The organism is Ferrovum myxofaciens, from assembly GCF_000735045.1.
In the GTDB taxonomy this organism is placed as follows: Bacteria; Pseudomonadota; Gammaproteobacteria; order Burkholderiales; family Ferrovaceae; genus Ferrovum; species Ferrovum myxofaciens.
Window position 1 is genome coordinate 1 of sequence record NZ_JPOQ01000362.1, and the last position, 403, is coordinate 403.

Consider the following 403-nt stretch of genomic DNA (forward strand, 5'->3'; position numbering starts at 1 on the left):
GCTATGGATCAAGTTCCATGACACGATTGAAACAGAACTAGCCAGCAAGGGAACACTGTTTGATGTTCGGGATGTTGCGTCAAAAGTTGCCGACAACGCAGCCCGTCTTGCGGTGATCTTCCACGTTTTCGAGACGGGTAGCCCGGTCGGACCCGTTGCGGAGCGACATATGGCCGGCGCGATCAGGGTTGCGGCTTGGCACCTGAAGGAATCGCAACGTTTCTTTGAGGAATTGGCACAGCCCCAGGAGATTGCCGATGCTGCGAGACTTGAGGGGTGGCTGGTTTCTGAGTGTAGTGGGCGAGGAAGTCCACCCACGAGGCGACACGCGCAGCAATATGGCCCAGTTCGGGACTCGAAACGACTTGGTGCGGCGTTGTCTGTTTTGGCTGACCTTGGACGC

At 57.1% G+C, this 403-nt stretch carries 1 protein-coding gene; it reads left to right on the forward strand.

Annotation, left to right across the window (positions count from 1 at the left end; genetic code table 11):
- Positions 1–7: 7 nt before the first annotated feature.
- The coding region (locus tag IV91_RS19875) for a DUF3987 domain-containing protein (protein WP_411464114.1) at positions 8–403 on the forward strand (396 nt) is incomplete at its 3' end.